At 38.5% G+C, this 628-nt stretch carries 1 protein-coding gene; it reads left to right on the top strand.

The window, feature by feature from the left end:
* Positions 1-628 (top strand): DUF3900 domain-containing protein (locus EQV24_RS23610; RefSeq protein ID WP_130627103.1); only part of this gene is annotated, 628 nt, incomplete at both ends.

The raw sequence follows: 628 nt of genomic DNA, 5'->3' as shown, positions 1-628 counted from the left end.
AGGTGAAGCTGTTGATAAACGCTACAAACATTTTCAAACATTAGACGCTGAAGAGTATGAAGATAGCTCCTTAAAAGAATTTTTGAATGGAGAATTATTAAAAATTTCAAAGCGAAAAGTAGAACGTCATGCGAAAACAGAACAAGCTCCAACAAAAATCGGTCGCTTCATTGTAGAAGAAGGGCACGAACTTGATTCAAACCCTCATTACAACCTATTTAATCGCATTCGCTTTGCAGAAACGAAGGAAAACTTCAAAGATATGAGCGAACCTCTCGTTTATACATATCTTGACACAAGTGCTGTACGTGGTGGTGTATTTTTAATTGCGCAAGCAAAACTACGCAAATACTTTGATGATCCATTCGTTTTCGTTATGAAATGTGACTTCGAGCCGAAAGTCGCTTCTATTTCCGATGAATCTACACTGATTCGTAACGTTGAAATGGCTATCACAACAAAAAACATGAAATCTATCCAGTATCCGTACATGCCCGAAGAGGATATGGTCGAAGTGGGCGAACTAAAGATTCACCAAGCTTCACACGCCCGTTACTTTGAAGACTTCTTAAAATTCGTCGAGTACGAACGCTCTATGCCTGAAATTATGAAAACACAAGTAATGGAC

The sequence above is a fragment of the Enterobacter sp. A8 genome, from assembly GCF_004296595.1.
GTDB lineage: Bacteria > Pseudomonadota > Gammaproteobacteria > Enterobacterales > Enterobacteriaceae > Enterobacter > Enterobacter cloacae.
Note: the sequence above shows the minus strand (reverse complement) of the source record. Positions and strands in the feature narration are given on the sequence as shown.